The following is a 7,765-nucleotide window of genomic DNA, read 5'->3' as shown; positions in this document are numbered from 1 at the left end:
AGTTAATTTGATGGATATATAAACGCCGAGCTTAAGCTCGGCGTTTTCAATGTTCGTTAAGCAAACACTTCCTTATAGCGATTTAATACCCATGTTATAGAGGGTAAAACCATAAATATCAGCATATTGGTCGATGATCTTACTTGTTGGCGTACCTGCACCATGCCCAGCATTTGTTTCAATGCGAATAAGATATGGGTTTTGTTTCGCACCTTTTTCTTGCAGTTCAGCAGCAAACTTAAATGAATGCGCAGGCACTACACGGTCATCATGGTCCCCTGTTGTCACTAAGGTTGCTGGGTAGCTAACACCCGCTTTAACATTGTGAACTGGCGAGTAGCCTTTTAAGTACTCGAACATTTCTTTACTTTGCTCACTGGTGCCGTAATCATATGCCCAACCAGCGCCGGCAGTAAAGGTGTGGTAACGCAGCATATCTAATACACCTACAGCAGGTAACGCGACTTTAAATAACTCAGGGCGCTGTGTCATAACCGCACCAACTAACAAGCCACCATTAGAGCCACCACGTACCGCCAGATAATCAGGTGAGCTGTATTGATTTTTGTTTAAATACTCAGCCGCCGCAATAAAGTCATCAAATACATTTTGCTTCTTAAGCTGTGTACCATTTACATGCCAATCTTTACCGTATTCGCCACCACCACGAATATTAGCAACAGCATAAACACCACCATGCTCAAGCCATGCAGCAACTGTCGGGCTGTAACTTGGCGTTAAACTTACATTAAAGCCACCGTAGCCATATAAGATAGTTGGATTTTTACCATTAAGCTCAGTGCCTTTCTTGTACGAAATAATCATCGGAACTTTAGTGCCATCTTTCGATGTGTAGAACACTTGTTCTGAAGTATATTCTTCGCTGTTAAATTTAGCGCCTGACTTGCGATACACATCAGACTCGCCAGACTCAACATTAAACGAGTAAATGTTGCCTGGTGTGGTGTAATTAGTGAATGAATAATACAGTGTTGGTGCATCATGTTTACCGCTAAAGCCATACGCGGTACCCACACCTGGTAAGCTGATATCACGCACAAGTTTACCTGATTTATCGTATTGCTTTACTTGCGATATAGCATCAACCATATACTTAGCAAAGAAGTAATTACCGCCCTTTGAAATACTCAATACATTCTCAGTTTCAGGGATTAAATCTTGCCAGTTGTCAGGACTTGGATCAGCAGCATCCACAGTAACAACACGCTTATTTGGTGCGTTTAAGTTAGTCACTAAATAAAGCTTTGTACCGTCATTATCTATAATTGATGTATCTGAGTCTGTATTATCTAAAATTGTCACTAACTTGCTATCAGGCTTAGTTAAATCTTTGATAAATAACTTATTACCTGATGTCGAAGTGCTTGCAGCAATAATTAAATAGCGATTGTCACGAGTAACCTCAGCACCAATATAGCGATGTTTCTGTGCTTCTGTGCCACCATAAATTAATTGGTCATCAGCTTGCGCTGTGCCTAATTTGTGATAATAAACTTTATGTTGATCCGTTTTTGCAGAAAGCTCACTTCCTTTTGGCTTATCGTAGCTTGAGTAATAGAAGCCTTCATTACCAAACCAAGAGATACCGCTGAATTTAACATCGACTAATGCCACTTCAATAGGCTGTTTTGTTGCCGTATCAATAATAATGATTTTACGCCAGTCACTACCACCTTCAGAAATTTGATAGGCAGCTAAGGTGCCGTCTTCTGTAAAAGTTAAGCCCGACATTGATGTTGTTCCATCAGCACTGAAGGTATTAGGGTCTAAGAAAACTTCAGCTTCTGAGTCACCTTTTTTACGATACACCACGTACTGATTTTGCAGGCCATCGTTTTTATAAAAATAAGTGTACTCACCTTCTTTGAATGGAGCTGTCACTTTTTCATAATTCATTAACTTTTCGAGTGTAGTTTTAAGTTCATCGCGATAAGGAATATTTTTTAGATAAGAAAAAGTAACGTCATTTTCGGCTTTTACCCACTGTGCAGTTTCGTCGCTCATATCGTCTTCTAACCAACGATATGGATCGGCTACTTTCTCACCGAAGTATTCGTCGACAACATTGCCTTTTTTAGTTTCTGGATAATTCACAGCAGCTTTAACCTCTGCAGTTTTTACTGTTTGTTCTGTTTTTGTAGGGGTAGATTCACCGCAACCCGCCAATGCAACAACAATTGCACATGCTAATGTTTTCTTGATCATAGTCACTTTACTTTTAGTTATTGTTAATGAAATGAAAGTAAAATTAATACATTAGAATGTCTAGTTATTTGCGGTTAATCACGAAATGCGCTGTAAACCAATGTAAAAACAAAAAGCCACGCATTGGCGTGGCTCTTATAAATTTACACAAGTAAACACTCTTGAGATTATACTTTTGTTAACCAACCATGTGTATCTGCTGATTTACCCCATTGAATATCATTCAATGCTTGACGTAATTTAGCGACTTTCTCACCCGGCTCACCCGAACCTACTTTAAACTCTTGGTCGTTATGAATAAGCGTACCAACCGAAGTAAGTACCGCAGCAGTACCCGATAACGCTGCTTCAGTTCCTGGCTTAGCAGCTCTTTCAAGCAACTCAGAAACGGTAAAATTACGCTCAGATACCGTCATACCTAAATCTTTCGCAATCGTTAAAATACTATTACGCGTCACGCCGTGTAAGAATGTGCTATCAAGCGCTTTTGTGATGATTTCATCACCATCAATTAGAATAAAGTTTGCAGCACCAGTCTCTTGAACATCGCCACCTGGGCAGAACAAAATTTGGTCTGCTTGATGTTCTGAACGAGCCTCTAAGATTGGGCCTAATGCACTTGCGTAGTTACCACCACTTTTAACCATACCCATGTGTGGAGCACAGCGCATGCCGTCTTCTTCAAGTAATACGCGTAATGCCGTTGCACCACCTGAAAAATAATCACCCACTGGCGAAAGTAATACATAAAGAAGTGAGCTCATTGACGGTGCAGCGGCTTTACCAATTGCTGCTTCTGTACCAATGTGAGTTGGGCGAATATACATAGAACCCGGAGGTGTTGGTGTTTCGTCTGCGTACTCTTTTACAATGTCTTTGATCATTTGCTCGAGCATGCTTTCTTCAAAGTCAGGTAAGTTTAGTAACTTAGAGCTTTGTTTCATACGAGCAATGTTAGCATCCATACGAAAGATATAGACCGAGCCATCTTCGTGACGAAATGCTTTTAATCCTTCAAAACAGGTGCTTGAGTAATGTAATACGTGAGCACCCGCATGTAATTCGATTTTATCAGATGGGACCAGCGCGCTTTCACTCCATGAGTTATCAGCAAAACGTGCTTGGATCATTTGTGGCATAAATACAGTACCAAATGCGGCCATTGTTATTCTCTCTTGTTTGGACTACTTTTACCCCATTGTAAGCTAATCTATCCCCGTTTAACCATAGCAAACTAGTGCCTTTTATAGATTATAGTGATAATAATTCGACCGTTTGGTACAAAAAATGTGCAAGCCAAGTTGCACATTGTTTACTGAGAATCATTTACTAATAAATAATAGCGAATTATCGGTAATTCATTTTTGCCGTTAGCCGATTAAAGAAGCTCGGAAAGAAGCGCTTAATGGTCGGTGCTAAACCACTTATGCCTTCACCAATTACAACCTCATCTTTTTCAGCTTCAATGGCTTTAATCATTTTTGCAGCGGCTTTAGCGACATCCATGCCGTTCTCAATTGAATGCTCTGGCTTATTTTGCGGCTTACCTTGGCCATCTAATGAGTTATGTGCAATGGCTGTTTTAATTGAACCTGGGCAAATGGTCAGGCAATTAATGTTTTTATCAGCTAATTCTGCTCTTAAGCAATCCATGAAGCCGACTACCGCATACTTAGAGCCCGAATAACCAGTTCTAAACTTCGAACCAACTTTACCTGCGACACTGCTAATTGAGACCACCATCCCCATACCTTGCTTCACCATTTGAGGTACGACCGCCTTAGTTAAGGCAATTAAACCAAAGTAATTCACTTCCATCAGTTGGCGATAAACCGTAAATTCATTTTCTAAAAATAAGCTACGCTGCGACACCCCACCGTTATTGATAAGCACATCAACTTGGCCAAGTCGCTCTATCACCGTAGGCATATCTTCAAGTAAGGCTTCGGGTTTTGCCAAATCAAGGGGGACTACGTGATGATTACCACCGAGTCGTTTATTCAGCTTATTGAGTTTATCTTCATTGCGGGCAGACAATATTAGCGTTGCCCCTTTTGCCGCCAGTTGCTCACAAAGTGCTTCACCAATTCCAGAAGATGCCCCAGTTACCCAAACTGTTTTACCATTTAATTGCATATGTGTTCCTTATTATTGTTGTTATGCTTTGTTAGGCCCAGCATATTGTTCGATATAATCAGCAATATCTTTATAAAAGCCAAGCATAATCAAGAACTCGGCTAATACAAATAAAGGCCCTATTACCAAACCAATTAAATCGTCAACAAAGGCTGGCTTTTTACCTTCAAAATAATGACCAATAAACTGAAAAACCCAACCAACAACGAAACTGCCAATACTTAAGGCTAGCCATAATTGTGTTGAAAGCGACACCACAGGCTCAGCAGCAATGCTTAACACACTTAAGCATACAGCCATAATTAACCCCATCGATAAACTAAGCATTAAGTAATAGAGACAGGTGAGCCCAATCACCACGGTTGCTAAAGAGATGACAACAGGCTCAGAGATAAGCGTGACGCGTTGCAATAAACAAATAATTGCAAACACAATTAATGGAATGCCAATAAAGTGGGTGTAAATATTGCGTTTAGAACGGTGATAAAGGGCGTAATTTGTCAGTTGTTGTTTTAATGTTTTCATTATATTTTCCTGCCAAAACTGTGTTCAAAACTCAGATTAGCAGATAATTTACTAGCAAGAATGTCAACTATCCGACATTTTAACTAGCTCTATTAAACTCGCATATCAAATCAGCGCATCAATTATCTTGCCTTTGTCGGCCTCTGGCTGCATATCCATGCGTTCGCGTCCTTTTTGATACTCTTCATCAAGCATCGCTTGCAGCTCATTCATTTTTCTTGCAGTGCTTTGGTGTCTGCACCTTGTTGCTGCATTTGTTCCGCTAGTTTTTCTATTTGCGCTTTTATTTCGTCAATTTTCTCTTTATCAACACCGAGTCGCTGATAAACCAAGGCTTCTTGCGCCTGTGCTAGAAAAGAGCTGGGCTGTGAGTGCTTTTGCAACAGTTGTTGTGCTGAAGATGCAGGCGTATGCATGGCCTTCACACCCTCAGGGCGGGCCGTTTGCGACAGCTTAGTAGCAGCCGAAGTGTGATAAGGGTTATATTGATTATGAAACGTAATTGCCACAAGTTGTCTTCCGTTTAAGCTTGATTACAGCTTTGTTGCAATTTTAGTTCCAAACTAGCATTGAGATTGCAATTTATCGATATCAATTATTTCAATCGTTTGATATTTAAGATTAATAATTGAATCAGCTTGCAGGGATTGCAAAATTTGATTAACAGTTTGCCGTGTTAGATAGGTCATATCGGCAAGTTGTTGCTGAGTAAGCGGCAAACAGTTTTGTAGTGATGACTGATAAAGCATGTATAAGCGCTTAATCACCTTTTGCTTTGCCGTTAGTAATGCGTGATCTTCTAATGAATCAAACAGATTTCGCACTTTGTTAGTAAGCAAAAGCCCAAAATCATGCCAATAAGCGGGATGATCTTGTAATAACTGAGTTAATGCCCGTTCTGATACGTGTAAAAGCCTTACCGTAGTTTGTGCATACACATCGTGGGTGCGTTGACCACCATCAAACAAAGCAACTTCACCAAACCACATTGCACTGGTTACAAAACTGAGTACAGCTTCTTTGCCTTGGTTATTAACGCCAGAAACTCTAAGCACGCCATTAATAACACAATACAGACCATTATTTTCATCACCACGCAAAAACAATGCATCACCGGCATTTAAGGTGATTAATTTAGCATTTTTTACTAGCTTGTCCCTAAATAATTGTGCTCGATTTTTAAACCATTTATCTTGGTTAATAACCGAAAGGTCTTGTTCATTCAAGTGTTTATCCTTTACATTGGTGTAGTGTGCATATATCCAAGCCACCTCAAAATGCAGAATTCAGCGTTTCACAGGTGCTTAATATCAAGGCGTTACTTTGCAAGAATGGCATTCCCTTTTAAGAAGTAACAACGATGAGAGTAAGTGCCTGCGAAGCGCCCAAAGGGTTGGTTTAAAAGCGATTTATACTGCGTTATTGATTTTAACAATAGAACATCTATTACTTGCAATCAATGCCTTGCCTAAACCGCTTTTATTTCCAACTGAAACTCGTATTTTGAGGTTGTTTGGATATCTAAATAATAAAAGGATACGGGATGTTAAACAAACTACTTTCGACCAGCCTACTTCTCAGTGCTATTTCTACCCCTGCATTTGCTAGTGATATTAATACTGAACTTAAATCTGCAAATAAAAGCGTCAGCGAAAAAGTCATTAAATGGCGCCGACATTTACACCAAAACCCAGAACTTAGTAACCGTGAGTTTGAAACTGCCAAATACGTAGCTAAGCATTTACGCTCTTTAGGCCTTGAAGTGCAAACAGGTGTTGCTCATACAGGTGTCGTTGCCAAACTGAAAGGTGGTAAAAAAGGTCCGCTTATTGCGCTGCGTGCTGATATGGATGCATTACCTGTTAAAGAGCAAGTAGATTTACCATTCGCGTCAACTCAAACGGCTGAATACAAAGGTAATACAGTTGGCGTAATGCATGCCTGCGGTCATGATAACCATGTGGCTATTTTAATGGCGGCAGCGGAGTCTTTAGTTAAAATTAAAGACCAACTAGCAGGTGATATTCTATTTGTCTTCCAACCTGCTGAAGAAGGTGCTCCAGAGGGCGAAGAAGGCGGTGCTGAGCTTATGCTTAAAGAAGGCTTATTTAAAGAAAAGCCAGAAGCCGTATTTGGTTTACACGTAACCAGCTCACTTAATACCGGACAAATTGGTTTTCGTGAAGGGCCGTTAATGGCCAGCGCCGATAAATTTACAATCACAGTAAAAGGCCGCCAAACTCACGGTTCTCGTCCTTGGAATGGTGTTGACCCAATTGTAGCTTCATCACAAATTATTATGGCAACTCAAACCATTGCTTCACGCCAAGTTGATGTAACCAAAGCGCCTTCAGTGGTTTCATTTGGTGCCATTAATGGTGGTATACGTAACAACATCATCCCAGATCAAGTTGAAATGGTTGGCACAATTCGTACCTTTGACCAAGAAATGCGCGCTGACATTAAAAAACGTTTAGCTAAAACCGCTGAGATGGTGGCTGAATCTGGTGGCGCAGAAGCGCATGTTCACATTGACCATGGTTACCCAGTAACAGTGAACGATGTTGAACTTACCAAGAAAATGGCCCCTACACTCGCTGGTGTGGTTGGCAAAGAAAACCTGATCACAACCCCACTTATCACAGGTGCAGAAGACTTTAGTTACTACGCCTTAGAAACACCAGGAATGTTCTTTTTCTTAGGTGTAACACCAAAAGGTCAAGATGCTGTTACAGCGCCAAGTAATCATTCACCACACTTTTTTGCAGACGAGAAAGCTTTACAGCTTGGAGTAAATGCAATGACGCAATTAGTGATTGATTACCTTAAATAATCAATACTCTCATACCGGCGGGTAACATCATTACCCGCCCTATTT

General features: G+C 40.5%; 7 protein-coding genes. 1 reads left to right on the top strand and 6 read right to left on the bottom strand.

From position 1 onward, the window contains the following. Positions 1-72: 72 nt before the first annotated feature. The 6 genes from L1D46_RS09315 to L1D46_RS09290 form a co-directional block, all read right to left on the bottom strand. Positions 73-2,226, bottom strand: a complete 2,154-nt coding sequence (locus L1D46_RS09315; RefSeq protein WP_239977442.1) for a prolyl oligopeptidase family serine peptidase — start codon at positions 2,224-2,226, stop codon at positions 73-75. Between the two features lie 167 nt (positions 2,227-2,393). Continuing rightward, positions 2,394-3,395: a branched-chain amino acid aminotransferase gene (locus L1D46_RS09310; protein WP_256854557.1), complete on the bottom strand. Its 1,002-nt coding sequence runs from the start codon at positions 3,393-3,395 to the stop codon at positions 2,394-2,396. 178 nt (positions 3,396-3,573) lie between these two features. Continuing rightward, positions 3,574-4,362 (bottom strand): SDR family oxidoreductase, encoded by a 789-nt coding sequence (locus tag L1D46_RS09305; protein ID WP_130051683.1) that lies wholly within the window; start codon positions 4,360-4,362, stop codon positions 3,574-3,576. Between the two features lie 21 nt (positions 4,363-4,383). Then, the gene (locus L1D46_RS09300; protein ID WP_178926876.1) at positions 4,384-4,887 is read right to left on the bottom strand and encodes an Mpo1-like protein; all 504 of its coding nucleotides are present in this window, start codon (positions 4,885-4,887) and stop codon (positions 4,384-4,386) included. A 209-nt stretch (positions 4,888-5,096) separates the two neighbouring features. Next, positions 5,097-5,396, bottom strand: a complete 300-nt coding sequence (locus L1D46_RS09295) for a hypothetical protein (protein ID WP_345779678.1) — start codon at positions 5,394-5,396, stop codon at positions 5,097-5,099. A 54-nt stretch (positions 5,397-5,450) separates the two neighbouring features. Continuing rightward, positions 5,451-6,113, bottom strand: coding sequence for a Crp/Fnr family transcriptional regulator (locus L1D46_RS09290; RefSeq protein WP_130051686.1), 663 nt, complete (start codon positions 6,111-6,113; stop codon positions 5,451-5,453). A 317-nt stretch (positions 6,114-6,430) separates the two neighbouring features. Between L1D46_RS09290 and L1D46_RS09285 the strand changes: the two genes are divergently transcribed. Then, complete coding sequence (locus L1D46_RS09285; protein WP_130051688.1) at positions 6,431-7,720, top strand: amidohydrolase; 1,290 nt, start codon at positions 6,431-6,433, stop codon at positions 7,718-7,720. Positions 7,721-7,765 lie beyond the last annotated feature (45 nt).

It is taken from the genome of Pseudoalteromonas sp. Isolate3, assembly GCF_022398505.1.
Lineage (GTDB): Bacteria > Pseudomonadota > Gammaproteobacteria > Enterobacterales > Alteromonadaceae > Pseudoalteromonas > Pseudoalteromonas apostichopi.
Note: the sequence above shows the minus strand (reverse complement) of the source record. Positions and strands in the feature narration are given on the sequence as shown.